At 64.0% G+C, this 25,629-nt stretch carries 36 protein-coding genes; 33 read left to right on the top strand and 3 right to left on the bottom strand.

The features are described 5' to 3' along the window. The first annotated feature begins 41 nt into the window (after positions 1-41). The 33 genes from tuf to ACPS74_RS08155 all read left to right on the top strand — a co-directional run bounded on the left by tuf (position 42) and on the right by ACPS74_RS08155 (position 19,947). Positions 42-1,232 carry an elongation factor Tu gene (gene tuf, locus ACPS74_RS08315; protein WP_018406022.1) on the top strand — a complete coding sequence of 397 codons (1,191 nt, stop codon included), beginning with the start codon at positions 42-44 and terminating at the stop codon, positions 1,230-1,232. A gap of 111 nt (positions 1,233-1,343) precedes the next feature. Further along, positions 1,344-1,652 (top strand): 30S ribosomal protein S10, encoded by a 309-nt coding sequence (gene rpsJ, locus ACPS74_RS08310; protein WP_014890764.1) that lies wholly within the window; start codon positions 1,344-1,346, stop codon positions 1,650-1,652. Positions 1,653-1,709: 57 nt separating this feature from the next. Continuing rightward, on the top strand, positions 1,710-2,447 hold the full coding sequence (gene rplC / locus ACPS74_RS08305) for a 50S ribosomal protein L3 (protein WP_029651573.1): 738 nt from the start codon (positions 1,710-1,712) through the stop codon (positions 2,445-2,447). Positions 2,448-2,450: 3 nt separating this feature from the next. Continuing rightward, a complete protein-coding gene (rplD, locus tag ACPS74_RS08300; protein WP_018406020.1) occupies positions 2,451-3,071 on the top strand; it encodes a 50S ribosomal protein L4 in 621 nt (206 codons plus the stop codon). Continuing rightward, positions 3,068-3,364, top strand: coding sequence for a 50S ribosomal protein L23 (locus tag ACPS74_RS08295; RefSeq protein ID WP_014890761.1), 297 nt, complete (start codon positions 3,068-3,070; stop codon positions 3,362-3,364). Before rplD ends, ACPS74_RS08295 begins: the two co-directional genes overlap by 4 nt. Before the next feature lie 21 nt (positions 3,365-3,385). Further along, entirely contained in the window at positions 3,386-4,225 is an 840-nt protein-coding gene (gene rplB, locus ACPS74_RS08290; RefSeq protein ID WP_018406018.1) for a 50S ribosomal protein L2, read from the top strand. A gap of 3 nt (positions 4,226-4,228) precedes the next feature. Further along, positions 4,229-4,507 carry a 30S ribosomal protein S19 gene (rpsS, locus tag ACPS74_RS08285; protein ID WP_018406017.1) on the top strand — a complete coding sequence of 93 codons (279 nt, stop codon included), beginning with the start codon at positions 4,229-4,231 and terminating at the stop codon, positions 4,505-4,507. 22 nt (positions 4,508-4,529) lie between these two features. Continuing rightward, entirely contained in the window at positions 4,530-4,916 is a 387-nt protein-coding gene (rplV, locus tag ACPS74_RS08280) for a 50S ribosomal protein L22 (protein ID WP_018406016.1), read from the top strand. A 13-nt stretch (positions 4,917-4,929) separates the two neighbouring features. Beyond that, on the top strand, positions 4,930-5,679 hold the full coding sequence (gene rpsC, locus ACPS74_RS08275; protein WP_018406015.1) for a 30S ribosomal protein S3: 750 nt from the start codon (positions 4,930-4,932) through the stop codon (positions 5,677-5,679). Between the two features lie 24 nt (positions 5,680-5,703). Then, positions 5,704-6,117, top strand: a complete 414-nt coding sequence (rplP, locus tag ACPS74_RS08270; protein ID WP_029651571.1) for a 50S ribosomal protein L16 — start codon at positions 5,704-5,706, stop codon at positions 6,115-6,117. Positions 6,118-6,127: 10 nt separating this feature from the next. Then, positions 6,128-6,340, top strand: a complete 213-nt coding sequence (gene rpmC / locus ACPS74_RS08265) for a 50S ribosomal protein L29 (protein ID WP_018406013.1) — start codon at positions 6,128-6,130, stop codon at positions 6,338-6,340. A gap of 6 nt (positions 6,341-6,346) precedes the next feature. Then, entirely contained in the window at positions 6,347-6,589 is a 243-nt protein-coding gene (gene rpsQ, locus ACPS74_RS08260) for a 30S ribosomal protein S17 (RefSeq protein ID WP_018406012.1), read from the top strand. Positions 6,590-6,661: 72 nt separating this feature from the next. Continuing rightward, the gene (gene rplN / locus ACPS74_RS08255) at positions 6,662-7,030 is read left to right on the top strand and encodes a 50S ribosomal protein L14 (RefSeq protein ID WP_018266630.1); all 369 of its coding nucleotides are present in this window, start codon (positions 6,662-6,664) and stop codon (positions 7,028-7,030) included. Further along, complete coding sequence (gene rplX, locus ACPS74_RS08250) at positions 7,030-7,347, top strand: 50S ribosomal protein L24 (RefSeq protein ID WP_018406011.1); 318 nt, start codon at positions 7,030-7,032, stop codon at positions 7,345-7,347. Before rplN ends, rplX begins: the two co-directional genes overlap by 1 nt. Then, the gene (gene rplE / locus ACPS74_RS08245; RefSeq protein WP_036242102.1) at positions 7,340-8,062 is read left to right on the top strand and encodes a 50S ribosomal protein L5; all 723 of its coding nucleotides are present in this window, start codon (positions 7,340-7,342) and stop codon (positions 8,060-8,062) included. The genes rplX and rplE overlap by 8 nt, the downstream gene beginning before the upstream one ends. Before the next feature lie 47 nt (positions 8,063-8,109). Then, positions 8,110-8,415 (top strand): 30S ribosomal protein S14, encoded by a 306-nt coding sequence (rpsN, locus tag ACPS74_RS08240; RefSeq protein ID WP_014890750.1) that lies wholly within the window; start codon positions 8,110-8,112, stop codon positions 8,413-8,415. 10 nt (positions 8,416-8,425) lie between these two features. Then, complete coding sequence (gene rpsH / locus ACPS74_RS08235) at positions 8,426-8,824, top strand: 30S ribosomal protein S8 (RefSeq protein WP_014890749.1); 399 nt, start codon at positions 8,426-8,428, stop codon at positions 8,822-8,824. 32 nt (positions 8,825-8,856) lie between these two features. Next, complete coding sequence (gene rplF / locus ACPS74_RS08230; RefSeq protein ID WP_029651569.1) at positions 8,857-9,390, top strand: 50S ribosomal protein L6; 534 nt, start codon at positions 8,857-8,859, stop codon at positions 9,388-9,390. A gap of 9 nt (positions 9,391-9,399) precedes the next feature. Then, the gene (gene rplR, locus ACPS74_RS08225; RefSeq protein WP_018406008.1) at positions 9,400-9,762 is read left to right on the top strand and encodes a 50S ribosomal protein L18; all 363 of its coding nucleotides are present in this window, start codon (positions 9,400-9,402) and stop codon (positions 9,760-9,762) included. A gap of 138 nt (positions 9,763-9,900) precedes the next feature. Further along, entirely contained in the window at positions 9,901-10,470 is a 570-nt protein-coding gene (gene rpsE, locus ACPS74_RS08220; protein WP_018406007.1) for a 30S ribosomal protein S5, read from the top strand. 11 nt (positions 10,471-10,481) lie between these two features. Next, positions 10,482-10,691 (top strand): 50S ribosomal protein L30, encoded by a 210-nt coding sequence (rpmD, locus tag ACPS74_RS08215; RefSeq protein ID WP_014890745.1) that lies wholly within the window; start codon positions 10,482-10,484, stop codon positions 10,689-10,691. Between the two features lie 10 nt (positions 10,692-10,701). Continuing rightward, entirely contained in the window at positions 10,702-11,178 is a 477-nt protein-coding gene (rplO, locus tag ACPS74_RS08210; RefSeq protein ID WP_029651568.1) for a 50S ribosomal protein L15, read from the top strand. A 155-nt stretch (positions 11,179-11,333) separates the two neighbouring features. Beyond that, positions 11,334-12,674, top strand: coding sequence for a preprotein translocase subunit SecY (secY, locus tag ACPS74_RS08205; protein ID WP_029651567.1), 1,341 nt, complete (start codon positions 11,334-11,336; stop codon positions 12,672-12,674). Then, positions 12,671-13,258 (top strand): adenylate kinase, encoded by a 588-nt coding sequence (locus ACPS74_RS08200; RefSeq protein ID WP_029651566.1) that lies wholly within the window; start codon positions 12,671-12,673, stop codon positions 13,256-13,258. The genes secY and ACPS74_RS08200 overlap by 4 nt, the downstream gene beginning before the upstream one ends. Before the next feature lie 208 nt (positions 13,259-13,466). Further along, positions 13,467-13,835: a 30S ribosomal protein S13 gene (gene rpsM, locus ACPS74_RS08195; protein WP_018406003.1), complete on the top strand. Its 369-nt coding sequence runs from the start codon at positions 13,467-13,469 to the stop codon at positions 13,833-13,835. 103 nt (positions 13,836-13,938) lie between these two features. Further along, positions 13,939-14,328, top strand: coding sequence for a 30S ribosomal protein S11 (gene rpsK / locus ACPS74_RS08190; protein WP_029651565.1), 390 nt, complete (start codon positions 13,939-13,941; stop codon positions 14,326-14,328). A gap of 79 nt (positions 14,329-14,407) precedes the next feature. Beyond that, positions 14,408-15,427 carry a DNA-directed RNA polymerase subunit alpha gene (locus ACPS74_RS08185; protein ID WP_018406002.1) on the top strand — a complete coding sequence of 340 codons (1,020 nt, stop codon included), beginning with the start codon at positions 14,408-14,410 and terminating at the stop codon, positions 15,425-15,427. Positions 15,428-15,610: 183 nt separating this feature from the next. Further along, a complete protein-coding gene (gene rplQ, locus ACPS74_RS08180; protein ID WP_029648655.1) occupies positions 15,611-16,024 on the top strand; it encodes a 50S ribosomal protein L17 in 414 nt (137 codons plus the stop codon). 249 nt (positions 16,025-16,273) lie between these two features. After that, positions 16,274-17,764: a DegQ family serine endoprotease gene (locus tag ACPS74_RS08175; RefSeq protein WP_029648654.1), complete on the top strand. Its 1,491-nt coding sequence runs from the start codon at positions 16,274-16,276 to the stop codon at positions 17,762-17,764. A gap of 6 nt (positions 17,765-17,770) precedes the next feature. Then, entirely contained in the window at positions 17,771-18,088 is a 318-nt protein-coding gene (gene cutA, locus ACPS74_RS08170; RefSeq protein WP_029648653.1) for a divalent-cation tolerance protein CutA, read from the top strand. Positions 18,089-18,182: 94 nt separating this feature from the next. After that, entirely contained in the window at positions 18,183-19,154 is a 972-nt protein-coding gene (gene sppA / locus ACPS74_RS08165) for a signal peptide peptidase SppA (protein WP_029648652.1), read from the top strand. 45 nt (positions 19,155-19,199) lie between these two features. After that, on the top strand, positions 19,200-19,490 hold the full coding sequence (gene ihfB, locus ACPS74_RS08160) for an integration host factor subunit beta (protein WP_014890734.1): 291 nt from the start codon (positions 19,200-19,202) through the stop codon (positions 19,488-19,490). 115 nt (positions 19,491-19,605) lie between these two features. Beyond that, complete coding sequence (locus ACPS74_RS08155) at positions 19,606-19,947, top strand: LapA family protein (RefSeq protein ID WP_018405995.1); 342 nt, start codon at positions 19,606-19,608, stop codon at positions 19,945-19,947. Between the two features lie 21 nt (positions 19,948-19,968). Here ACPS74_RS08155 and ACPS74_RS08150 read toward each other — a convergent pair whose 3' ends face one another. The 3 genes from ACPS74_RS08150 to ACPS74_RS08140 form a co-directional block, all read right to left on the bottom strand. Beyond that, a complete protein-coding gene (locus ACPS74_RS08150) occupies positions 19,969-23,262 on the bottom strand; it encodes an error-prone DNA polymerase (RefSeq protein WP_029648651.1) in 3,294 nt (1,097 codons plus the stop codon). Then, on the bottom strand, positions 23,259-24,623 hold the full coding sequence (locus ACPS74_RS08145; RefSeq protein ID WP_244471399.1) for a Y-family DNA polymerase: 1,365 nt from the start codon (positions 24,621-24,623) through the stop codon (positions 23,259-23,261). Before ACPS74_RS08145 ends, ACPS74_RS08150 begins: the two co-directional genes overlap by 4 nt. A 91-nt stretch (positions 24,624-24,714) precedes the next feature. Beyond that, the gene (locus tag ACPS74_RS08140; RefSeq protein WP_036241380.1) at positions 24,715-25,512 is read right to left on the bottom strand and encodes a hypothetical protein; all 798 of its coding nucleotides are present in this window, start codon (positions 25,510-25,512) and stop codon (positions 24,715-24,717) included. Positions 25,513-25,629 lie beyond the last annotated feature (117 nt).

Below are 25,629 nucleotides of genomic sequence, written 5' to 3'. Positions count from 1 at the left end.
AACGCGACGGGGCGACAGGTACTCTTCAAAGGAGCACGGCGATGGCCAAGGAAAAGTTTTCACGCACGAAGCCGCACTGCAACATTGGGACGATTGGACACGTCGACCATGGCAAGACGTCTTTGACGGCGGCGATCACCAAGGTTCTGGCGGAGACGGGCGGCGCGACCTTTACGGCCTATGATCAGATCGACAAGGCGCCGGAAGAGAAGGCGCGCGGCATCACGATTTCGACGGCGCATGTCGAATATGAGACGAAGAACCGCCATTACGCCCATGTCGATTGTCCCGGCCACGCCGATTATGTGAAGAACATGATCACCGGCGCGGCGCAGATGGACGGCGCGATCCTGGTGGTCTCGGCCGCCGACGGCCCGATGCCGCAGACCCGCGAGCACATTCTGCTCGCCCGCCAGGTCGGCGTGCCGGCGCTCGTCGTGTTCCTCAACAAGGTCGACATGGTCGACGATCCGGAGCTTCTGGAACTCGTCGAGCTCGAAGTGCGCGAGCTGCTCAGCAAATATGAATTCCCCGGCGACGACATTCCGATCACCAAGGGTTCGGCGCTGTGCGCGCTCGAGGGCAAGAATCCCGAGATCGGCCATGACGCGATCCTGAAGCTGATGGAGACGGTCGACGCCTACATCCCGCAGCCGGAGCGTCCGAAGGATCAGCCGTTCCTGATGCCGGTCGAGGACGTGTTCTCGATTTCGGGCCGCGGCACGGTGGTGACGGGGCGCATCGAGCGCGGCGTGATCAAGGTGGGCGAGGAAGTCGAGATCGTCGGCATCCGTCCGACGACGAAGTCGACGGTGACGGGCGTCGAGATGTTCCGCAAGCTGCTCGACCAGGGCGAGGCGGGCGACAACGTCGGCTGCCTGCTGCGCGGCACGAAGCGCGAGGACGTCGAGCGCGGCCAGGTGCTGTGCAAGCCGGGTTCGGTGAAGCCGCATACGAAGTTCAAGGCTGAGGCGTATATCCTCACCAAGGAAGAGGGCGGCCGTCATACGCCGTTCTTCACCAACTATCGCCCGCAATTCTACTTCCGCACGACGGACGTGACCGGCATCGTCACATTGCCCGAAGGCGTGGAGATGGTGATGCCGGGCGACAATGTGACGATGGAAGTCGCGCTGATCGTGCCGATCGCCATGGAGGAGAAGCTGCGCTTCGCCATCCGCGAAGGCGGCCGAACGGTCGGCGCCGGCGTCGTCGCCAGCATCATCGAGTAAAGCGAATCCCGGGCCGCGGGCCAGCGCTCGCTCTTGTGAAATAAGTCGCGCGCAACGGCGCGCGGCGCATGAAGGCGAGCAGAACTGCTCGCGGTCCTAAAGGACGGAAAAATGAACGGTCAAAATATCCGGATTCGCCTTAAGGCGTTCGATCACCGGATTCTCGACACGTCGACGAAGGAAATCGTCTCGACGGCCAAGCGCACGGGCGCTCAGGTCCGCGGTCCGATTCCGCTTCCGACACGCATCGAAAAATTCACGGTGAACCGTTCGCCGCATATCGACAAGAAGTCGCGCGAACAGTTCGAGATCAGAACGCATAAGCGCGTTCTCGATATCGTCGATCCCACTCCGCAAACGGTGGACGCGCTCATGAAGCTCGATCTCGCCGCCGGCGTGGATGTCGAGATCAAGCTCTAAACGGATTCAGGCGGCGCTCGCTAAAGGATGCGAGCGCGCTTTGCGAAGGATTGGATCATGCGGTCGGGCGTCATCGCGCAAAAGGTCGGAATGACCCGCATCTTCACGGAGGCGGGCGAGCATGTGCCGGTCACGGTCCTGAAGCTCGACGGCTGCCAGGTCGTCGCGCAGCGGACTCAAGAGAAGAACGGCTACACCGCCGTTCAACTCGGCATCGGCCGCGCCAAGGTCAAGAATGTCTCGAAGGCCGAACGCACGCGGTTCGCCGCGGCCTCGGTGGAGCCGAAGATGAAGCTCGCCGAGTTTCGGGTGAAAGAGGAAGAGTTGCTGCCGATTGGCGCCGAAATCACGGCGGATCATTTCGTCGTCGGCCAGTTCGTCGACGTGACGGGAACCTCCACCGGCAAGGGCTTTGCCGGCCCGATGAAGCGCTGGGGCTTCGGCGGTCTGCGCGCGACCCACGGCGTCTCCGTGTCGCACCGTTCGCACGGTTCGACCGGCGGCCGTCAGGACCCGGGCAAGACCTTCAAGAACAAGAAAATGGCCGGCCATATGGGCGTCGACCGCGTCACCACGCAAAATCTGCGGGTGGTGCAGACCGACCCTGCGCGGGGACTGCTGCTGGTCGAAGGCGCGGTGCCGGGCACGGCCGGCGGTTGGATTTTCGTGCGCGACGCGGTGAAGCGCGCGTTGCCGAAGGATGCGCCGCAGCCGGGCAAATTCCGCCTCGGCAACGGACAGGGTGAAGCCGCGAATTTAGACGCTGCTCCGCAAGAAGCGCAGAAGGAGGACTGAGCCGTGAAGATCGACGTCACGTCGTTCGACGGCCAGGCGGCCGGTTCGATCGAACTTTCCGATGAGGTCTTCGGCCTTGAGCCGCGCAAGGACCTGATCTTCCGCATGATCCGCTGGCAGCTCGCCAAGCGGCGCGCCGGCACCCATGCGGTGAAGAACCGCGCCGAGATCGCGCGCTCGGGCAAGAAGCTGCACAAGCAGAAGGGCACCGGCGGCGCCCGTCACGGCTCGGCGCGCGCGCCGCAGTTCCGCGGCGGCGGACGCGCCTTCGGCCCGGTGGTGCGCAGCCATGCGCATGACCTGACCAAGAAGGTGCGCCAGCTCGCGCTGAAACATGCTCTGTCCGCGAAAGCCAAGGACGGCGGCATCATCGTTTGGGAGACGGCGGAGCTCGCCGAGCCCAAGACGAAGCTGCTCGTATCGAGTTTCGCCAAGACCGGCCTCGAGAACGCGATCATCATCGTTGGCGGCGCGCCGCAGAACAATTTCGTGCTCGCCGCACGCAATATCCCGAAGATCGACATTCTGCCCGTCGAAGGCGTCAATGTTTACGACATCCTCCGCCGCGAGAAGCTGGTGTTGACCCGCGCCGCCGTGGACGCGCTGGAGGCGCGACTGAAATGAGCAAGGACGTTCGCCATTACGACGTGATCGTCGCCCCGGTCATCACCGAGAAGGCGACGCTCGCTTCTGAGAGCAATAAGGTGGTCTTCAAGGTCGCGAAGACCGCGACGAAGCCGCAGATCAAGGCGGCGGTCGAAGGTCTCTTCGACGTCAAGGTCGAAGCGGTCAATACGCTGGTGCGCAAGGGCAAGGTCAAGACCTTCCGCGGCCAGCGCGGCCAGCAGAGCGACGTCAAGAAAGCGGTCGTGACTCTCGCCGAGGGCCACAAGATCGACGTGACGACCGGACTGTAAGGAAGGCGTGGGGATAGAACGATGGCGCTGAAGACATTCAAGCCGGTCACGCCGAGCCTTCGCCAGCTCGTCATTGTCGACCGCAGCGAGCTCTACAAGGGCAAGCCGGTCAAGACTCTGACCGAAGGCAAGAGCTCAAAGGGCGGGCGCAACAACGCCGGCCGGATCACCGTGCGTTTTCGCGGCGGCGGCCATAAGCAGGCCTATCGCGTCGTCGATTTCAAGCGGCGCAAGCTCGATGTCGCCGGCAAGGTCGAGCGGCTCGAATATGATCCGAATCGCACGGCGTTCATCGCGCTCATTCGCTACACGGACAATGAGCTTGCCTACATTCTCGCGCCGCAGCGGCTCTCCGTCGGCGACGAAGTGATCGCCGGCAATCAGGTCGACGTGAAGCCCGGCAACGCCATGCCGATCGCCAACATCCCTGTCGGCGCCATCGTGCACAATGTCGAGATGAAGATCGGCAAGGGCGGCGCCATCGCTCGCTCAGCTGGCACCTATGCGCAGATCGTCGGCCGCGACCAGGGCTATGTGATCGTCAGACTGAATTCCGGCGAGCAGCGCCTGGTGCATGGCCAGTGCTTCGCGACGCTCGGCGCCGTGTCCAATCCCGATCATATGAACACCTCGATCGGCAAGGCCGGCCGCTCACGCTGGCTCGGCCGCCGCCCGCACAATCGCGGCGTCACGATGAATCCGATCGACCATCCGCATGGCGGCGGCGAAGGCCGCACCTCCGGCGGTCGTCATCCGGTCACGCCCTGGGGCAAGCCGACCAAGGGCAAGAAGACCCGCACCAATAAATCCACCGACCGTTTCATTGTGTCCTCGCGACACAATCGCAAGAAGAAGGGCTAACCCATGGCGCGCTCGATTTGGAAGGGCCCGTTCGTCGACGGCTATCTTCTTAAGAAGGCCGAGACCTCGCGCGGTTCAGGCCGCTCCGAGGTGATCAAGATCTGGAGCCGCCGCTCCACGATCATCCCGCAATTCGTGGGACTGACCTTCGGCGTGCACAACGGCCAGAAACATATTCCCGTGGCAGTGTCGGAAGACATGATCGGGCACAAATTCGGCGAATTCGCTCCGACCCGCACCTTCCACGGCCATGCGGCCGATAAGAAGGCCAAAAGGGGCTAAGAGAGGCTAAGAGAGGCTCACGATGTCGAAGGAAGCCAATCCGCGCCGGCTTGCGGACAATGAAGCGAAGGCCGTCGCGCGCATGCTGCGCGTCTCGCCGCAGAAGCTCAATCTGCTCGCGCAGTTGATTCGCGGCAAGAAGGTGGATCGCGCGCTCGCCGATCTGGAGTTCTCCAGAAAGCGGATCGCGCATGAGGTGAAGAAGGCGCTTGAAAGCGCCATCGCCAACGCCGAGAACAATCACGGTCTCGACGTCGACGATCTCGTCGTCGCCCAGGCCTTTGTCGGAAAGGCGCTGGTGATGAAGCGTTTCCACGCCCGCGCCCGCGGCCGTGCGAGCCGCGTCGAGAAGCCGTTCGCCAATCTGACGATCATCGTGCGCGAAGTCGAAGCGCAGGCCAACGCCTAAAGGATTTAAAACCATGGGTCAGAAGGTTAATCCGATCGGGCTGCGACTGGGCGTCAACCGCACCTGGGATTCGCGCTGGTTCGCCAATAAGGGCGAATACGCCAAGCTCCTGCACGAGGACATGGCGATCCGCGAAACCGTGTCGAAAACGCTGAAGCAGGCGGCGGTGTCGAAGATCGTCATCGAGCGCCCGCACAAGAAGTGCCGCGTGACGATCTATTCGGCGCGTCCCGGCGTCGTCATCGGCAAGAAGGGCGCGGACATCGACAAGATTCGCAAGCTCGTGGGCAAGCTCACCGGCAGCGAAGTCGTCATCAACATCGTTGAAGTGCGCAAGCCCGAAACCGAGGCCGCGCTCGTCGCCGAGTCGATCGCGCAGCAGCTCGAACGCCGCGTCGCCTTCCGCCGCGCGATGAAGCGCGCCGTGCAATCGGCCATCCGGCTGGGCGCGCAGGGCATTCGCATCAATTGCTCGGGCCGTCTTGGCGGCGCCGAGATCGCCCGTCTCGAATGGTATCGCGAAGGGCGCGTGCCGCTGCACACGCTGCGCGCCGACGTCGATTACGGCACCGCCACCGCGCATACCGCCTATGGCGCTTGCGGAATCAAGGTCTGGATCTTCAAGGGCGAAATCCTCGAGCACGATCCGATGGCGCAGGATAAGAAGGCGGCCGAACAGGCGTCCGGCGGCGATCATGGCGATCGCGACCGCGGCGGCGAACGCCGCCGTCGCGAGCACCGCGAACCGCGCGACGCGGCGTAACGAACAAGATTAAAGAGCGCAATCATGCTGCAACCCAAACGCACCAAGTTCCGCAAGGCCTTTAAGGGCCGCATCCGTGGCGCCTCCAAGGCGGGCTTTTCGCTGAACTTCGGTCAGTTCGGCCTAAAGGCGCTGGAGCCGGATCGCATCACCGCGCGCCAGATCGAAGCCGCGCGCCGCGCCCTGACGCGTCATATGAAGCGCGCCGGCCGCGTCTGGATTCGCATCTTCCCCGACGTGCCGGTCTCCAAGAAGCCGACCGAAGTGCGTATGGGCAAGGGCAAGGGCGCGCCGGAATTCTGGGCCGTGCGCGTTGCGCCCGGCCGCATCATGTTCGAGATCGACGGCGTGCCGGCGCCTATCGCGCGGGAGGCCTTGACGCTTGCCGCCGCGAAGCTGCCGATTAAGACGCGCTTCATCGAACGCATCGCCGAATAAGGGGAACGTGATGAAATCCAAACAGCGCCTCTCCGACATCAAGGCGATGACCGAAGATCAGCTCAATGACGAAGTGCTGAAGCTCAAGAAAGAGCAGTTCAATCTGCGCTTCCAGCGGGCGACCGGCCAGCTCGAGAACACCTCACGCGTGCGCGTCGTTCGTCGCGACATTGCCCGCACGAAAACCATCGCCGCGCATAAGCGCGCCGAAAAGCAGGGTTAAAGCGCCATGCCGAAGCGAATTCTCCAGGGCGTCGTCGTCAGCGACAAGCAGAACAAGACCGTGGTGGTGAAGGTCGAACGTCGCTTCACCCACCCGCTGTTCCAGAAGACGGTGCGCCGCACGAAGAACTATCACGCCCATGACGAGAACGGCGCGTTCAAGGTGGGCGACTCGGTGACGATCGAAGAGACCGCGCCGATCTCGAAATTGAAGCGCTGGCGGGTCGTCGAAGTGACGGCCGAGGCGTAGTCGTTAGAACGAACTGTCCGGACGAAGTCGGCGCGAAACCGAAACCAGACCGGAACGAAAGGCGGGTAAGCCATGATTCAGATGCAAACCAATCTCGACGTCGCCGACAACTCCGGCGCGCGCCGCGTGATGTGCATCAAGGTGCTGGGCGGCTCCAAGCGCAAATACGCCGGCGTCGGCGACATTATTGTCGTGTCGATCAAGGAGGCGATTCCGCGCGGCCGCGTCAAGAAAGGCGATGTGCTGAAGGCCGTCGTCGTTCGCACCGCGAAGGACATCAAGCGTGCTGACGGCTCCGTGATCCGTTTCGATTCGAACGCCGCGGTGCTGATCAACAATCAGAAAGAGCCGATCGGCACCCGCATATTCGGGCCGGTGCCGCGCGAGCTGCGCGCCAAGAACCACATGAAGATCATCTCGCTCGCCCCGGAGGTTTTGTAATGGCCGCCAAGATCAAGAAGGGCGACAAAGTCGTCGTTCTCGCCGGCCGCGACAAAGGCCGCAGCGGCGAGGTGCTGCGCGTGATTCCCGACGAGGGCCGCGCCGTCGTCGACGGCGTCAACATCGTCAAGCGTCATCAGCGTCAGACCAAGGATCGCGAAGCCGGCATCATCAACAAGGCCGCGCCGATCAATTTGTCGAATCTGGCGGTCGCCGATCCCAAGGACGGCAAGGCGACGCGCGTTGGATTCAAGATTCTCGACGACGGCCGCAAGGTCCGCGTCGCCAAGCGTTCCGGAGAATTGATCGATGGCTGAGGAAAAGAAGCCCAAGGCCGAAAAGCCCGCCAAGGCTCAAAAGCCCGCCGCCGAGGGCGCGGAGGCGAAGGAGCCCAAGAAGGCCGCCGCCAAATCCGGCGAAAAGCCTGCGGCTAAGGAAAAGCCGGCGACATCCGGCGACGACGCGGCAGCGGTCGGCGCGGACGGCGCCTATGTGCCGCGCATGCGCAAGCATTACGAAGAGGTCGTACGCGAGGCGTTGCAGAAGCAGTTCGGCTATAAGAACGCGCTCGAAGTGCCAACGATCGAGAAGATCGTGCTCAACATGGGCGTCGGCGAATCCGTCAACGACAGCAAGAAGGCGACGTCGGCGGCGGCCGACCTTAGCCTCATCGCCGGCCAGCGGCCGGTCGTCACCCGCGCGCGCAAGGCGATCTCGACCTTCAAGCTGCGCGAGAACATGCCGATCGGCGCGAAGGTGACGCTGCGCAAGACGCGGATGTATGAGTTTCTGGATCGTCTGATCACCGTGGCGCTGCCGCGCGTGCGCGACTTCCGCGGATTGAATCCGAAGTCGTTCGACGGTCGCGGGAACTATGCGCTCGGCATCAAGGAGCACATCGTGTTCCCCGAAATCGACTACGACAAGGCGGAGTCGATCCTAGGCATGGACGTGATTGTCTGCACGACGGCCAAGACCGACGAAGAGGCGCGCGCCTTGCTGAAGGCGTTCAATTTCCCGTTCCGGCAGTGAGGGCGTAACAGCTCCTCAAACGCGGATACTGAAAGGCGAAACTGGTAATGGCGAAGAAAAGCGCGATTGAGAACAACAAGCGGAAGCGAAGGCTCGTGAAGTCCTACGCCGGGCGGCGCGCGCGGCTGAAGGCGGTCGCGAATGACAAGACGCTGAGCGTCGAAGAGCAGTTCGAGGCGCGTCTCAAGCTTGCTGAGCTCCCGCGCAATTCCGCGCCCGTTCGCGTGCGTAACCGCTGCGAAGTGTCGGGTCGTCCGCGCGGCTTTTATCGCAAGCTGAAAATGTCGCGCATTGCGCTACGCGAATTGGGGTCCCGCGGCCTGGTGCCCGGCCTCGTGAAGTCAAGCTGGTAAGGAGACGCAGATGGCGATCAACGATCCATTGGGCGATCTTCTCACCCGCATCCGCAACGCGCAGATGCGCCGCAAGGACAAGGTGTCCTCTCCGGGCTCCAAGCTGCGCGCGCATGTGCTCGACGTGCTGAAGGAAGAGGGCTATATCCGCGGCTATAGCAGCACCGACTTCGGCAATGGCCGGACCGAGTTCGAGATCGAACTGAAGTATTTCGACGGCGAGCCGGTCATCAAGCAGATCGAACGCGTGTCGCGCCCGGGTCGCCGAGTCTATGCGGCGGTTGACGCAGTGCCGCGCGTGGCGAATGGCCTCGGCGTCACCATCGTGTCGACTCCGAAGGGCGTCATGGCCGATCACGCGGCGCGCGAGAATAATGTCGGTGGCGAGGTGCTGTGCAAGGTCTTCTAGACCTTGCGCTTCATCAAACAGGATTTGCAACCATGTCTCGTATCGGCAAGAAGCCTGTCGTCATTCCCGCCGGCGTCACCGCCAAGGTGGACGGTCAGCTCGTGCAGGTGAAGGGCGCGAAGGGCCAGCTGGAGTTTCTGGCGCCCGACGACGTCTCCGTCGTCCAGCAGGACAACGCCATCTCGGTCGACCCGCGCAATGAAACCAAGCGCGCCCGCGCGCTGTGGGGAACGGCGCGCGCCCAGATCAACAATATCGTCGTCGGCGTGACCACGGGCTTTGAGAAGAAGCTTGAGATCACCGGCGTCGGCTATCGCGCCGCGGTGCAGGGAAAAACGCTGCAACTCGCGCTCGGCTATTCGCATGACGTGAACTATCCGATTCCGGCCGGCATCGCGATCGTGACGCCGAAGCCGACGGAAATCAGCATCAGCGGCATGGATCGGCGCCAGGTCGGTCAAGTCGCCGCCGAGATCCGCGCCTTGCGCCCGCCCGAGCCCTACAAGGGCAAGGGCGTCAAATACGCCAATGAATTCATCTTCCGCAAGGAAGGCAAGAAGAAGTAAGGACCCGCCATGGCCAGGGATGTCAAAGTCGAACAGCGTCGAAAGGCGCGGGTGCGCCGGGCGATCCGTGAACGCGCCAAGGGGCGGTTGCGCCTTTCGGTGTTTCGCTCGTCCAAGCAGATCTACGCGCAGATCATCGACGACGAGAAGGGCGCGACGGTCGCCGCCGCCTCTTCGCTCGAGAAGGCGAACCGCGAAGGTCTGAAGACCGGCGCGGACGTCGAGGCGGCGAAGGTCGTCGGCAAGCTCCTCGCGGAGCGCGCCGTCGCCAAGGGCGTCAAAGAGGTCGTTTTCGATCGTGGCGCTTACATGTATCACGGGCGCGTCAAGGCGCTGGCAGACGGCGCCCGCGAGGGCGGTCTGGAGTTCTAACAGGGGGCGCGCGTCGTTGAGGGCGCGCGCTTCTCGCGCGGAATGCGTGCCGGCGCTCAAGCGCCGGGCGTCGATCCAATGGGTCGGCAGTGAAGGAAGCGAGCGGCGCATCACGCCGCGTAAGTGACGGAAGAGACAATGGCGCGTGAAGGAGAAGGCGGTCGCGGCCGCGATCGGGATCGTGACGGCGACGGCGAATTTGTGGATCGTCTGGTCCACATCAATCGCGTCGCGAAGGTGGTGAAGGGCGGCCGGCGTTTCGGCTTCGCCGCGCTCGTCGTCGTCGGCGACCAGAAGGGCCGCGTTGGCTATGGACACGGCAAGGCGCGCGAAGTGCCTGAGGCGATCCGCAAGGCGACGGAAGCGGCCAAGCGCGCGTTGATCCGCGTGCCGCTGCGCGAAGGCCGCACGCTGCATCATGACGTTCATGGCCGCCATGGCGCGGGCCGCGTCATTCTGCGCGCTGCGCCGGCCGGCACCGGAATCATCGCCGGCGGTCCCATGCGCGCGATTTTTGAAACGCTGGGCATGCACGACGTCGTGGCGAAGAGCCAGGGGTCGTCCAATCCCTACAACATGATCCGCGCGACCTTCGATGCGCTCGGCCGCGAAGACTCGCCGCGCTCCGTCGCGGCGCGCCGCTCGCTTAAAGTTTCGGTGCTGCAGTCGCGCCGTCAAGGCGTCGACGCCGACGCCGTCGACGCGTAAGGAGACGACCCATGACGAAGAGCACGCAGCAGATCGTCGTCGAACAGATCGGCAGCCCGATCGGCCGTCCCGAACGGCAGCGCCGTACGCTTCTTGGCCTCGGCCTGACGCGCATCGGCCGCCGCCGCGCGCTGGAAGACACGCCGGCCGTGCGCGGGATGATCGCTAAGGTGGCGCATCTCGTGAAAATCGTCGACGCCAAAACCGTCGACGGGAAGTGAGGACGCGGCCATGAAACTTAATGAAATCACCGACAATCCAGGCGCGAGCAAGAACCGCATGCGCGTCGGCCGCGGCATCGGCTCCGGCAAGGGCAAGACCGGCGGGCGCGGCGTCAAGGGCCAGAAGGCGCGCACCGGCGTGGCGATCAAGGGTTTCGAGGGCGGTCAGATGCCGTTGCATCGGCGTCTGCCGAAGCGCGGATTCTACAATCCGTTCTCGACCCACTACAACGAGGTCAATCTCGGGCGCATTCAACAGGCGCTCGACGCCGGCAAGCTCGACGCCGCCGCGCCGGTGACGGTCGAGGCGCTGCTTGCGGCCGGCGTCGTCACCAGGCCGCGCGACGGCGTCAAGATCCTCGGCCAGGGCGAGTTGAAGACGAAGCTCGCCTTCGAGGTCTCGGCGGCCTCCAAATCGGCGGTCGCGGCGATCGAGGGCGCCGGCGGCACCGTGAAACTTCTCGCCGGCGAGACGCCAGCGCCGTAACTCAAAAAGGCGCGGCCGCTCTCGCATGAGCGGCTGCGCTGTTTTATACCAAACGCTCCGAACGGAGCGGGCGAGCCTCGCGCGCTGATAGCTCCGAGCGCTGAGCCCAACAAAATGGCGTCGCGTCGACAGCGGCGCGAAAGGGGAGTTCCTTCATGGCATCGGCAGCCGAGCAGCTCGCGGCCAACGTCAATCTCTCCGCCTTCGGCAAATCCGAGGAATTGAAAAAGCGCATCCTGTTCACGCTGGGCGCGCTGATCGTCTATCGCCTCGGCACTTACGTGCCGCTGCCAGGCATCGACCCCGAGGCTTTCGCGAAAAGCTTTTTCGGCCAGTCGAAGGGCATGCTGGAGCTCTTCAACATGTTCGCGGGCGGCGCCGTGCAGCGCCGCGCGATCTTCGCGCTCAATATCATGCCGTATATTTCGGCGTCGATTATCGTCCAGCTGCTGACGTCGGTGATTCCGACGCTCGAGACGCTGAAGAAAGAGGGCGAGCAGGGCCGCAAGGTCCTCAACCAATATACCCGTTACCTCACCGTCGCGCTCGCGACGTTCCAGGCCTACGCCATGGCGATCGGGCTAGAGGGCCAGCAGGGCGTCGTCACCGATCCGGGCATGTTCTTCCGCATCACCACGGTCGTGACGCTGGTCGGCGGCACGATGTTCCTGATGTGGCTTGGCGAGCAGATCACCTCGCGCGGAATCGGCAACGGATCTTCGCTCATCATCTTTGCGGGCATCGTCGCCGCGTTTCCGTCGGCGATCGTGTCCACCTTGGAGCTCGGCCGGCAGGGCGCCATTTCGACGGCGCTGATCATCGGCGTCATCATCATGTCCTTCGCCGTCGTCGCCTTCATCGTGTTCATGGAGCGCGCGCAGCGACGCCTGCTGATCACCTATCCCAAGCGGCAGCACGGCAACCGCGTCTACGAGGGACAGACGTCCTTCCTGCCGCTGAAGCTGAACACGTCCGGCGTTATCCCGCCGATCTTCGCATCGTCGCTGCTGCTCTTGCCGACGACCGTGGCGAATTTCTACCAATCGACCGGCAGCGAAAGCATTTTCGCGACGATCTCGGCCTATTTCGGCCACGGGCGGCCGCTGTATATGCTCGCCTATGTCGGATTGATCGTGTTCTTCGCCTTCTTCTACACCGCGATCGTCTTCAATCCGGTCGAGACGGCGGACAATCTCAAGAAGCACGGCGGTTTCGTGCCGGGCATTCGCCCCGGCGAACGCACCGCGAAATTCATCGACGAAGTGCTGATGCGGATCACGGTGCTCGGCGCGGCCTATCTGGCGGTCATCTGCATCATTCCGGAAGGGCTCATCGCCTACGCCAATCTGCCGTTCTATTTCGGCGGCACTTCGCTGCTCATCGTCGTCAGCGTCACCATGGATACTGTGGCGCAGATCCACGGTCATATGCAGGCGCAGCAATATGAGGGCCTGATTCGCAAGACCAAGCTTCGCGGCGGGAAACGCGCCCGATGAGGCTGGTGCTGCTCGGTCCGCCCGGGGCCGGCAAGGGAACGCAGGCGGCGCGTTTGGTCGAAAAGCACGGCGTGCCGCAGCTGTCGACAGGAGACATGCTGCGCGCCGCGGTCGCCGCGAAAACGCCGATTGGCCTGAGGGCCAAGGAGATTATGGACGCTGGCGCGCTGGTGCCGGACGAAGTCGTGATCGGCTTGATCGACGAACGGCTCGGCGCGTCTGACTGCGCCAGCGGGTTCATTCTCGACGGCTTCCCGCGCACTGTGGCGCAGGCCGAGGCGCTGCAGGAGCTTCTCGTGCGCCGGGGCTTAACGCTCGACGCCGTGCTCGAGCTCGCCGTCGACGAAGGCGCGCTCGTCGACCGGATGCGCAAACGGGTGGATGAAACCCGCGCCGCGGGGGGCGCGGTGCGCGCCGACGACAATCCGGAAAGCTTCAAGACGCGGCTCGAAGCCTATCGGGCCCAGACGGCCCCGGTGTCGGCGCACTACGCCAAGCGTAGCGAACTGACCAGGATCGATGGGATGGCGCCGATTGAGAAGGTCACCGCGGAGATCGATCGCGCCCTATCGCGCGCCGGCTAGATTTTTTCGCGGAATCGCTTGACCCTCAACCCGTTGGCCCCTAAATAGGCAGTCTTCACGTTGTTGGACAGTCGGCTCCGGCTCCCGAATTGGGGGGCGGGGCCCGTTTTCGTATGAAGACGGTTCACAACCGTTCGCATGGGCCGGGCTCCACCGGACGCGGGCGTATTCCCGGAGCTTAAGGCTCCTTCTCACATGGAGAGACAAAGTGGCCCGTATTGCAGGCGTCAATATCCCGACCAACAAGCGCGTCGTCATCGCGCTCCAATATATTCACGGCATTGGCGCCAAGAAGGCAGAGGAAATCTGCGAGAAGGTGAGCATCCCGGCCGAGCGCCGCGTGGCGCAGCTCACTGATGCGGAAGTTCTGCAAATCCGCGAAACCATCGACCGCGACTACATGGTCGAAGGCGACCTGCGCCGCGAAGTCGCGATCAACATCAAGCGCTTGATGGACCTTGGCTGCTATCGCGGCCTGCGCCATCGCCGCCAGCTTCCCGTGCGCGGCCAGCGCACGCACACCAACGCCCGCACCCGCAAGGGCAAGGCGAAGCCGATCGCCGGCAAGAAGAAGTAATCGGCCGTCAAGACGATCATCGATGGCCGGGACACGCCCGGCCATGACAACCGAAATCCCTAGCGCCTGGAACTACGGGCGCGTTTGAAGGACGCAAGAAAAAATGGCCAAAGACACAACGCGCGTTCGCCGCCGCGAGCGCAAGAACATCGTTTCCGGCGTCGCGCATGTGAATTCGACGTTCAACAACACCATGATCACCATCACCGACGCGCAAGGCAACACTGTGTCGTGGTCGTCCGCCGGGTCGATGGGATTCAAAGGCTCGCGCAAATCCACGCCCTACGCCGCGCAGATGGCCGCCGAAGACGCCGCCCGCAAGGCCGGCGAGCACGGCGTGCGCACGCTTGAAGTCGAAGTCGCCGGTCCGGGCTCCGGCCGTGAGTCGGCGCTGCGCGCGCTGCAGGCGGCGGGCTTCACCGTCACTTCGATCCGCGATGTGACGCCCATTCCCCACAACGGCTGCCGGCCGCGCAAGCGCCGCCGCGTCTGAGTTCATTGTCTGATTTGATTTCGCGCGGCGCGGCGCATGCCCGGCGCCGCACTCAGGAGCTTCAAGGAAAGGCCTCCAAGTGAGCATCCAGAAGAACTGGCAGGAACTCATCAAGCCGAACAAGCTCGAAGTCGCCGCCGGAGACGATCCCAAGCGCGTCGCGACCGCGGTCGCCGAGCCGCTGGAGCGCGGCTTCGGCGTGACGCTTGGCAACGCCCTGCGCCGCATTCTGCTGTCGTCCTTGCAGGGCGCGGCGATCACGTCGATTCACATCGACGGCGTGCTGCACGAGTTCTCGTCGATCCCCGGCGTGCGCGAGGACGTGACCGACATCGTCCTCAACATCAAGGACATCGCCATCAAATACCAGGGCGATGGCATGAAGCGCCTGACGCTCAAGAAGACGGGACCGGGAGCCGTCACCGCGGGCGACATCCAGGTGACCGGCGACGTGCAGGTCCTCAACCCTGAACTCGTCATCTGCACGCTCGACGAAGGCGCCGAGATCCGCATCGAGTTCACCGTCGCCAACGGCAAGGGCTATGCGCCCGCCGACCGTAACCGCGCCGAAGACGCCCCGATCGGCCTCATTCCGATCGACAGCCTCTATTCGCCGGTCAAAAAGGTCAGCTATCGCGTCGAAAACACCCGCGAGGGCCAGGTTCTCGACTATGACAAGCTGACGCTGACGGTCGAGACGAATGGCGCGATGAGCCCGGAAGACGCGATCGCCTATTCAGCGCGCATTCTGCAGGACCAGCTCAACGTCTTCGTCAATTTCGAAGAGCCGCGCCGCGAGGAGGCCGCGCCGTCGATTCCGCAGCTCGCTTTCAATCCGGCGCTGCTGAAGAAGGTGGACGAGTTGGAGCTTTCGGTGCGTTCGGCGAACTGCCTGAAGAACGACAACATCGTCTACATCGGCGACCTCATTCAGAAGTCGGAAGCCGAGATGCTGCGCACGCCGAACTTTGGCCGCAAGTCCTTGAACGAGATCAAGGAGGTGCTGGCGCAGATGGGTCTGCATCTGGGCATGGAAGTCCCTGGCTGGCCGCCGGAGAACATTGACGATCTCGCGAAGAGATTCGAGGAGCATTATTGAGTTTCCACCTTCTCCCGCTTGCGGCGGGAGAAGGTGTCGCGCGAATGCGCGACGGATGAGGGCGCGGGAAATACCCTCACCCGGCCCCGCTTCGCGGGGCCACCCTCTCCCGCGAGCGGGAGAGGGAAATAATGGAGACGGCCGTTCCTTGGCACGGCGGCCGCATAATCAACGGAGAGCCGCATGTATCACGGTCACAAGAAGCGCCGCTTCGGGCGCACGCATGAGCACCGCAAGGCGATGTTCGCCAATATGGCGCAGGCGCTCATCAAGCATGAGCAGATTGTCACGACGCTGCCGAAGGCGAAGGATCTGCGTCCCGTCGTCGAAAAGCTCGTGACGTTGGGCAAGCGCGGCGACCTCCACGCGCGCCGGCAGGCGATCGCCAAGATCAAGGACGTCAAGCTTGTCGGAAAGCTCTTCGACGTGCTCGGACCTCGCTACAAGGATCGCAACGGCGGCTATACGCGCGTGCTGAAGGCGGGCTTCCGCTACGGCGACAATGCGCCGCTCGCGGTCATCGAATTCGTCGATCGCGACGTGAACGCCAGGGGTCAGGACTCGGGACCGATCCGCGAAGAAGAGGCGGCCGCGTAAGCGGTTCAAAGGCGACCGTTTCGATCGTCATGATGATCAGAAAACACGGCGTCGTATCTCGATTACGGGGATGCGGCGCCGAACGCGTTTTAAGAGCAAGGAAGCGTCCGAGAACCTCGCACGCCCGGACGTCCGGCTGGCGCCTCGTCGGCGCTTCTCCGCACGGAACCATCATCGCAGCGCATTCTTATCGTCTCGCGTCTTTGCGTCTATAAATGCGCCGTCAAAAACGAGCTTACGGAGCGCTTCATGAAGATTTCGGCGCGTCACATTATTATGGCTGCGGCGCTCGCCTGCGTCCTTGCGGCGCCTTTGGTCTCCGCGCGCGCCGAAGTTTCGCCTGAACCGGCTCAGACCGCCTCGCCAAAGCCGCCTGGCCGTGTCGAGAGCTTTACGCCGCCGGCGCCCGATCGCGCCGTGCCGACGAGCCGCGGCGAGTTGATGAATTCCTTCGCGCCGGTCGTCAAAAAGGCGCAGCCTGCCGTTGTCAACGTCTTCGCGTCGCGCGTCGAGCGCATGCCCGCCAATCCGCTGTTCGATGACCCGATCTTTCGTCGCTTTTTCGGCGAGGGCGGCGGCATGCCGGGGCGCAACATGGCGCAGTCGCTGGGCTCGGGCGTGATCGTCGATCAAAGCGGCCTCGTCGTCACCAACAACCATGTGATCGAGGGCATGACCGACGTGAAGGTGGCGCTCGCCGACAAGCGCGAATTCGCCGCGAAGATTTTGTTGCGCGATCCGCGCACCGATCTCGCGGTGCTGAAACTGGCCGACGGCGCCGATTTCCCGACGATGGAGCTTGGCGATTCGGATGCGCTCGAAGTCGGCGATTTGACGCTCGCGATCGGCAATCCCTTTGGCGTCGGTCAAACGGTGACGCAAGGCATTATTTCGGCGCTTTCGCGCACCCATGTCGGCATCAGCGACTATGGCTTCTTCATTCAGACGGACGCGGCGATCAATCCCGGCAACTCGGGCGGACCGCTGGTCGATATGAACGGGCGCGTCGTCGGCATCAATTCCGCGATTTTCTCGAAGTCCGGCGGATCGGTCGGCATCGGCTTCGCCATCCCCGTCAATATGGTCAAGAGCGTAATCGCCGCCGCGAAGGGCGGCGGCAAGCAGGTGCGGCGGGCCTGGATGGGCGCGACGCTGCAGTCGCTGTCGCAGGAGATCGCCGACGGCCTCGGGCTCGATCGCCCCACCGGCGCTCTGCTGGCCGACGTCGATCCGAAGGGGCCGTCCGCTGAAGCCGGCCTAAAGCGCGGCGACGTCATTATCTCGGTCGACGGCCAGACGGCCGATGACCCGGAGGCGGTCGGCTATCGGCTCGCCACGAAGCCGATTGGCGGGCAGGCGACGCTCGGCGTGTTGCGCGGCGGCAAAAAAATCGTCGCGCAAATTCGCCTCGCGCCGGCGCCGGAAACGCCGCCGCGCGACGCGATAAGGATAAAGGGCGCGTCGCCCTTCGCCGGCGCGACGGTGATGAATATTTCTCCCGCGGTCATCGAAGAGATGTCGGTGCAGGGAACGACCAATGGCGTCGTGGTGTCCGAGGTCGATGACGGCTCCTACGCGCAGCAGCTCAATCTGCAGCGCGGCGACATCATTCTCGCCGTCAATGATCAAAAGATCGGGACGACGCGCGATCTGGAGAGCGTAACGGCAGGGCGCGCCTACTATTGGAAGATCACCCTGGCGCGCGGCGGGCAGGTGTTCACGACCGTCATCGGCGGTTGAATCGGCATGAGCGCGCTTGCGATCCTCGTCACGACGATTGACGACGAGGAAAAGGCGCGCGCGCTTGCCCGGGCGGCGCTCTCGGCGAAGCTCGCCGCCTGCGTTCAGATACATCCCATTCGCAGCCACTACGTCTGGAAGGACGAAATGCGCGAAGAGCCTGAGTTTTTGTTGCACATGAAAGCGCGCGGCGACGACTATCCCGCGCTTGCCGAACTGGTCCGCCGTCTGCATAGCTATGAGACGCCGGAAATTCTGCGCATCGACGTCGCCGAGGCGGACAAAGATTATCTCGCCTGGGCGATGGAGGCGACGCGACGGTAAGCGCCTCCGGCGGGCGTCTTCCAAATCGTCGATCTCGGCATTACGTTCTGCGCGGCGAGCCTCCGCGCGCCACGCCAGCCATCGGGACCCTTGGATGTCACCTCCCACCGACTATTTCGTTGATCGCCGCAGGCTTCGCCGCAAGCTCGGCTGGTGGCGTCTCGCCGCCCTGATCGCCTTGGGCGTCGCGGGCCTCGTCGCCGTGGTGCGGCTCGGCGGCGCCGACTCGGCGGATAAGCTCACGCCGCATATCGCCCGTCTTGAGCTGCAGGGCGTCATCACCGGCGACGATGACACGATCGATATGATCAAGAAGATTGGGGAGTCGAGCCAAACGAAGGCTCTGCTGCTGGAGATTGAGAGTCCCGGCGGCACGACGACAGGCTCGGAACGACTCTATGAGGAGCTTCGGCGCGTCGCCGAGAAGAAGCCCGTCGTCGCCGTTGTCGGAACGGTGGCCGCGTCCGGCGCCTATATCGCCGCGCTCGCCGCCGACACGATCGTCGCGCGTGGCAATTCGCTCGTCGGCTCGATCGGCGTGCTGTTCCAATATCCCAACGTCTCGAAGCTGCTTAACAATTGGGGCGTCGAGGTCGAGACGATAAAATCGTCGCCGCTCAAGGCCGCGCCGAACGGGCTCGAACCGACGAGCCCCGAAGCGCGCGAGGCGGTCGCCAGTCTTGTCGCTGACTCCTTCGCTTGGTTCAAGGCGCTGGTTCAGGAGCGGCGCAAGCTTGACGACGCGGAACTGGCGAAGGTCTCTGACGGCCGTGTTTTCACCGCGCGCCAGGGCGTGCCGCTGAAGCTTGTCGATCTCATCGGCGGCCAACGCGAGGCCATCGATTGGCTCGTCGCCAACAAGGGAATTGCGAAAGACATGCCGGTGCGCGAGTGGAAGAAGAAATCCAGCCTCGAGCGGCTTGGGCTTGTCGGCGCCGCCGCCGGCCTCGCGCGGGTCGCCGGATTGGAATCGATCGCCGGTTTTTTAGAAAAATCAATTCTCCTCGAACGGAGCGGCGAGCTTGACGGCCTTTTGGCGATTTGGCAGCATTCGGCCGCAAACTGACTCGGGCGTCGCGCTGTGTTCGACGCCAACATATTGGATCGGCTCATGATAAAGTCGGAACTTATTCAACGTATCGCGCGCCGAAACGGCCATCTTTACCAGCGCGACGTCGAGACGATCGTCAGCACGATTCTTGACGAGATCACCTCGGCATTGGCGCGGGGCGATCGCGTTGAATTGCGGGGCTTCGGCGCGTTTTCGGTCAAGAAACGCGATGCGCGCACCGGCCGTAATCCACGCACGGGCGCGCAGGTGTCGGTGCAGCAAAAGAGCGTGCCGTTCTTCAAAACCGGTAAAGAGATGCGCGAGCGCCTCAACGAGAATTATCCGGGCTGATGCGATTTAAAGCGGCTGCGTCCTCTGGGTCTCGGGACGCGCGGCAGCGGCGAAGCGGCGGCTATATGTGGCGGCTGCCCAGCGTGTTGCGCGGCGCCGGCAAGAGGGAGATGTTATGAAGTCCATCCTGCGCGTCATCATTTTCGTTCCTCTGGCGCTCATCATTCTGTTTTTCTCGATGGCCAATCGTGGCTCGGTGCGCATCGGGCTTGATCCCTTCGCGCCGAGCGACGGATCGGGTCCTTCTTTCGAGGCGCCGATCTTCCTTGTCGTTCTGGCGTCGATGGCGATTGGCGTGCTTGCGGGCGGGATCTCTTCCTGGCTTGGGCATCTCTCCGTGCGGCGCGCCGCGAAGATTGCTCGCGCCGAGGCGCGCAAGACGCGTGTGGAGATCGATAAGCTGCGTCAGCAGGCGTTGGCGAGCCTGCCGGCCGATAAGAGAGTGAAGAGCAGTTAAGCGGCTGTCTCTGTCACGCCTTCAATGAAAATCCCGCGATTTCGGCAATATTCGCACATTGCGCGGATGTTTAACGCGCGGATGCTGGGGATGGATGAATTCGTCCGCGCGAGACAGGACGATTTCCGGCTGATGCGCGTCTGACAGTCTATTGAGGTCCTGGCTGCGGTCGATAATGCGCTGCGCCATCAGATGCACGACATTTTCGGGGCTCTTCTGCACCCTTCCTTCCACCAGCATGAGTCGTGACGCCATCGTCTCGCGGCGGTAGCGCTCGAAGAGGCGCGCCCAGATGACGATATTGAGGACGCCGGTTTCATCTTCGAGCGTGACGAAAATGGCGTTGCCCTGTCCGGGCCGTTGCCGCACCAGCACGACGCCAGCGCCGCGCGCAAAGGCGCCATCAGTGAGCGCCGAAACTTCCGCGCAAGTGATGATCCGTTCGCGTGCGAAAATCGGCCGCAGCACCGCCATTGGATGGGCTTTCAGCGAGAGCCGCAGCGTTTGATAATCGGCCGCCACATGTTCGCCAAGCGACATGGACGGCAGCAGTGGATCTCGTTCCTTGGCGAGTTCGCGCGCGTCGGCGGCGGCAAAGAGCGGCAGGGGTTTGGCGTCCGGCAGACGCCGCACGGCCCAGAGCGCGTCGCGGCGGTCGCTTTGCAATGAGCGGAAAGCGTCGGCGTCGGCGAGCGCCCGCATCGTCGCGCCGTTGAGCGCCGCCCGCCGGGCGAGATCTTCGACGCTGTCATAGGGCTTCGTCCGCGCTTCGACGATGCGATGGCCTTCGTTCTCATGCACGCCGTCCGCCTGGCGGAAGCCGAGTCGCAGCGCCAAATCTCCCGCACGCTCCAGCGTATTGTCCCATTCGCTGAAATTCACGTCGACGGCGTGCACGTCGACGCCATGCTCGCGCGCGTCGCGCACGATCTGCGCCGGCGCATAAAAGCCCATCGGTTGCGAGTTGAGCAGTGCGCAGGCGAAGATCGCCGGATAGTGACATTTGATCCAGGAGGAGATGTAGACGAGCTTGGCGAAGGACGCGGCGTGGCTTTCGGGAAAGCCATAGGAGCCGAAGCCCTTGATCTGCTCGAAACAGCTTTGCGCGAAGCCGCGATCATAACCGCGCGCCGCCATGCGTTCGACCATCAGCGCCTCGAATTCATGGATCGTGCCGAGATTGCGGAAGGTCGCCATGGCGCGGCGCAGACGATTGGCTTCAACATCGGAGAATTTCGCCGCGACCATGGCGAGCTTCATCGCCTGCTCCTGAAAGAGCGGCACGCCCTTGGTCTTTTCCAGCACCTTGCGCAATTCGTCCGGCGGCCCGTGCTCCGGCGCGGGCGAGGGATAGATCACCGGCTCGCTTCCGGAGCGGCGGCGCAGATAGGGATGCACCATATTGCCCTGAATCGGCCCCGGCCGCACGATCGCCACCTGAATGACGAGATCGTAAAATTCACGCGGCTTCAGGCGCGGCAGCATATTCATCTGCGCCCGACTCTCGACCTGAAAGACGCCGATGGAGTCGCCTCTGCACAGCATGTCGTAGGTCGCCGTGTCGTCGGCCGGCACGTCGGCGAGGCCCATGTCTTTTCCCTCATGGGCGCGCAAATAATCGAAACATTTTCGAATGCAGGTGAGCATGCCGAGCGCCAGCACATCGACCTTCATCAGACCGAGCGCGTCGATGTCGTCCTTGTCCCATTCGATGAAGGTGCGCTCCGGCATCGCGGCGTTGGCGATGGGCGTTAGCTCATCGAGCCGCCCGCGCGCGAGGACGAAGCCGCCGACATGCTGCGAGAGATGGCGCGGAAAGCCGAGCAGGCGCGTCGCGAAACGAATGGCGCGGCGGATGACGGGATTTTCGGGATCAAGCCCGGTCTGGCGGATGTAAGCCTGGGGAATGTCGGAGCCCCAGCTGCCCCATTGCGTGCTGGCGAGCGCGGCGGTCACGTCCTCGGTCAGTCCGAAGACCTTGCCGACTTCGCGAATGGCGCTGCGCGGCCGGTAGCTGATGACGGTCGCGACGAGTCCGGCGCGCTCGCGGCCGTATTTGCCGTAAATATGCTGGATGATCTCTTCGCGCCGCTCATGCTCGAAATCGACGTCGATGTCGGGCGGCTCCTTGCGCTCCTGCGAGATGAATCTGGCGAAGAGCAGATCATTCTCCGCCGGATCGACGCAGGTGACGCCGAGCACATAGCAGACGGCGGAATTGGCGGCGGAACCGCGCCCCTGGCAGAGAATCCCCTTGTCTTCGGCGATCCGCACGATGTCGTGAATGGTGAGAAAATAACGCGCATAGTCGAGCGTCTCGATGAGCGCCAGCTCCTCGCGCAGAAGCCTCTCGACCTTCTCCGGCACGCCGTCTGGATAGCGCATGACGGCGTGGCGATAGGTCAGCTCCTCGAGCCATTCCTGGGGATTGCGCCCCGGCGGGACAGGCTCGTCCGGATATTCATATTTCAGTTGATCGAGCGAGAAATCGACGCGCGCGAGAAAACATTGCGTCTCCTCGATCGCCTCCGGCGCGTCAGCGAAGAGCCGCATCATTTCTTCGGGCGTCTTCAAATGGCGCTCGGCGTTGATCTCGATCCGGCGTCCGGCTTGCGCGAGCGTCACGCCTTCGCGGATGCAGGTCATGACGTCTTGCAGATCGCGCTGGCCGGGATCGGCGTAAAGCGCGTCATTGGTCGCGAGCAAGGGCGTCTGCGTCCGCGCGGCGATTTCTTTCAGTCTTGCGAGACGCCGCCTGTCGTCGCCGCGCCGCGGCATGGTCGCGCCGAGCCAGACGTCGCCTTGCGCAAGATCGCGCAAAAGCGCGAGCGTCGAGGGCAGGCGCGTCAGATTGCGCGAAGGCATGACGATCAGCAGCAGATCGTGCGCGGCTTGCGCGAGATCGTCGAAATAAAGACGGCATTCGCCTTTCTTGGCGCGGAGATTCCCCGTCGTCAGCAGCCGCGTGAGCCTCGCCCAGCCATTGCGATTTTGTGGATGGGCGACGATGTCGGGGGTCTCGTCGGCGAAGACGAGCCGCACGCCGACGACGAGCTTGAAGGATTGGGCGCGCTCTGCATCAAGCTGCGCCAGAAGCGTCGCATCGTCGCCGGCCGGCGGATCGCTTAATTTTTCGCGCAGTTCCTTAAGCGCGGCATAGGCGCGCACGACCCCGGCGACGCTGTTGCGGTCGGCGACGCCAATGCCGCTATGGCCGAGCAGCAGCGCCGTCAGCGCCATGTCTCCAGGATGCGACGCGCCGCGCAGGAAGGAGAAATTCGTCGCCGCGACGAGTTCGGCGAAAGGCGCGCTCATGCGAAGAGCCCATGCAGGAACCAGCGCGGCGCGGCGGTTTCGCTTTCATAGAGGCCTTCGCGAAACACCCAGAAGCGGCGGCCTTCGCGATCCTCCAGCCGGTAATAGTCGCGCGTTCGCCTGTCGCGGCCGACCGCGTTGCGCCACCATTCCGGCGCGATGCGCTCGGGCCCTTCGGCGCGGGCGATCATGTGGCGCACGCGGCGCCATTTGAAATGCATCGGCGGCCCGTCCGGCGTCTCGGCCATTGTGTCGATGGGCTGCGGCGGATCAAACAGAAACAGCGGCCGCAAGGGCGGTTCGCCAAGTTCCGGCTTCTCCCAGGAATTGGGTTTGGAAGGAGACGCCGCGTAAACATAGGAGGCGGCGCGCACGGGATCATGCGTCTCATGCGTCGCAAAGCGCAGCACGCGTTCGCGGCCAAAGCGCGCCGCAAGGCGATCGACGAGATCGGCGACGTCGCCTTCCTGCGCGCTCTGCCGCTCGAAGCCGATCTGGCTTTGCGCCAGAGTTTCGGCGTTGAGGACGCAAAAGCGGATGACGTCGAAGCCGAATCCCGGATCGAGCGGATCGGCGAGCGACTCGGCCTTCAGGCGAAAGAGCCGCAGCAGCGCTTCGACATTGCGCGAGGGCGCGCCGGTTTCGAAACGCAGGGCAGCGACGGCGCCGTCGGTGCGAAAGAAGCGCGCTTCAAAAGCGCGGCCGCCTTCGCCGCGCCTTTCGAGAATGCCCATCGCTTCCGCGATCAGCGGCCGCAGAACATTCTCTATCGCAGAGAGATCGAGGAAGGGCTCGGCGAAGCGCCGCTCGACCATGCATTCCGGCAAGGGCCGCAAGGGCGTGATGCGCGCGTCCTCGCGTCCCAGAATGCGGGTCAGCCGCCGCATGGTTGCGTCGCCAAAACGCGCCGTCAGCGCGGCCGAGGAACGATCGGCGAGATCGCCCAAGCTCGTGAGGCCGGCGCGCGTCAGCGCCACGCTCGTCTCTTTTGGCGCTTCGAGCGCGGCGATGGAGAGCGGGCGAGTGAAAATTTCATCTTCGCCCGGAGGCGTGACGCCCTCTTGGCCAAAACGCGCCAGAGCGCGCGCGGCGTCCGGCGTTCCGGCGACGGCGGCGCGGCCGGTGAAGGAGAGGCGCGCCATCGCCTGCAGGATGCAGGTCCGCATCATCGCTTCGCCGCCAAAAAGATGCGCGCAGCCGGTCGCGTCGAGCATGAGGCCGCAGGGCGGATCGAGCGCCACGAGCGGCGTGAACTGTTCGCAAAAGGCGGCCAGCCGCAGCATCAGCCGCTCGTCGGCGTCAGGGTCGGCCTGCGCGACGGCGAGATGGGGGGCGCGCGCCCTGGCGTCGGCGAGGGTCATGCCCGGCGTCAGGCCGAGCGCGATCGCCTTTCGATCGAGCGCGTCGATGCGCAGCGCGCTGCGTTCTTTTTTGACGAGGATGAGCGGCGCGTCATCCGAATTTGCGTCCGGCCCTCTGCGGCGCGCTTTCGTCAGGCGTTCCGCCGACAGGAAGGGAAGCCACAGGGCCAGATAGCGACGATGCGTCGAATGTTCTGTCCTCGAAGGCGCCACGGTCACGGTTCCACTCCACACGCCACTCATGCCCCGCCGCGCCGCCACGATGGCGCAGCAGAAAAACCGTAAAAGCCGCAGAGCCCGGCGCATTCGCCGCCAGCGCGCGGGAAGGCGCGGCGCGCACCAGCCAGCGGCTTGCGGCGGCGCTCGGCGCAGGGGAGGCGCCGACGCGGGAGACGAAGATCGGCGCGCCAGCGGCGGCGGCCGCCAGAGCCAGGCGCCGGCTCGCGGTCAGGTCATAGGCGCGCGCTTCGCCGAAGAGTTCGATCAGCGTCGCGCCCACAGTTGGGCAGCGTCCGGCTTCGACGCCCGCCTGCAGCGCCTCTTTGGCGTCGCGCACGCGAATGAAGGCGACGGCGGCGGGGTCGAGGCCGATGTCCGCGAGGCCCGGCGGATAGGGCGCGCCGGATTCGGCGCTCAGCGCCTCGGGGCGCGCCCAGAGCAGCGGTTTTTCCGCGCCCGCCAGTGCGCGCCTTGCGAGCGCCAGGGCGAAGCCCGTCGCCGCCGGAGCGTCGGCGGCGGTCTCGGCATAGGCCTCATGCAGCGCCGCACGGAGAATGCCGCCGCCGAGCCGCCCATCAAGGGCGGGCGCGCCGAGCGCGATCGTCTCGGAAGGGACGGCCGAATAGGCGCAAGCCAGGCTTTGCCGCAGCGACGCCAGCGGTTGGGTCATCTCATGAGTTCCTGTTATGTTCTTATAATGACTCCCAATGCGGGAGAGTCAAGGCGGGGCTGGCTAACGGCAGGGCTCCCTATCCAGTTAACAAGGCGTCATCTCACCGCGTCATGG

This window comes from Methylocystis sp. SB2, assembly GCF_049817085.1.
GTDB lineage: Bacteria > Pseudomonadota > Alphaproteobacteria > Rhizobiales > Beijerinckiaceae > Methylocystis > Methylocystis rosea.
This window is presented reverse-complemented; position numbering and strand designations above follow the sequence as displayed.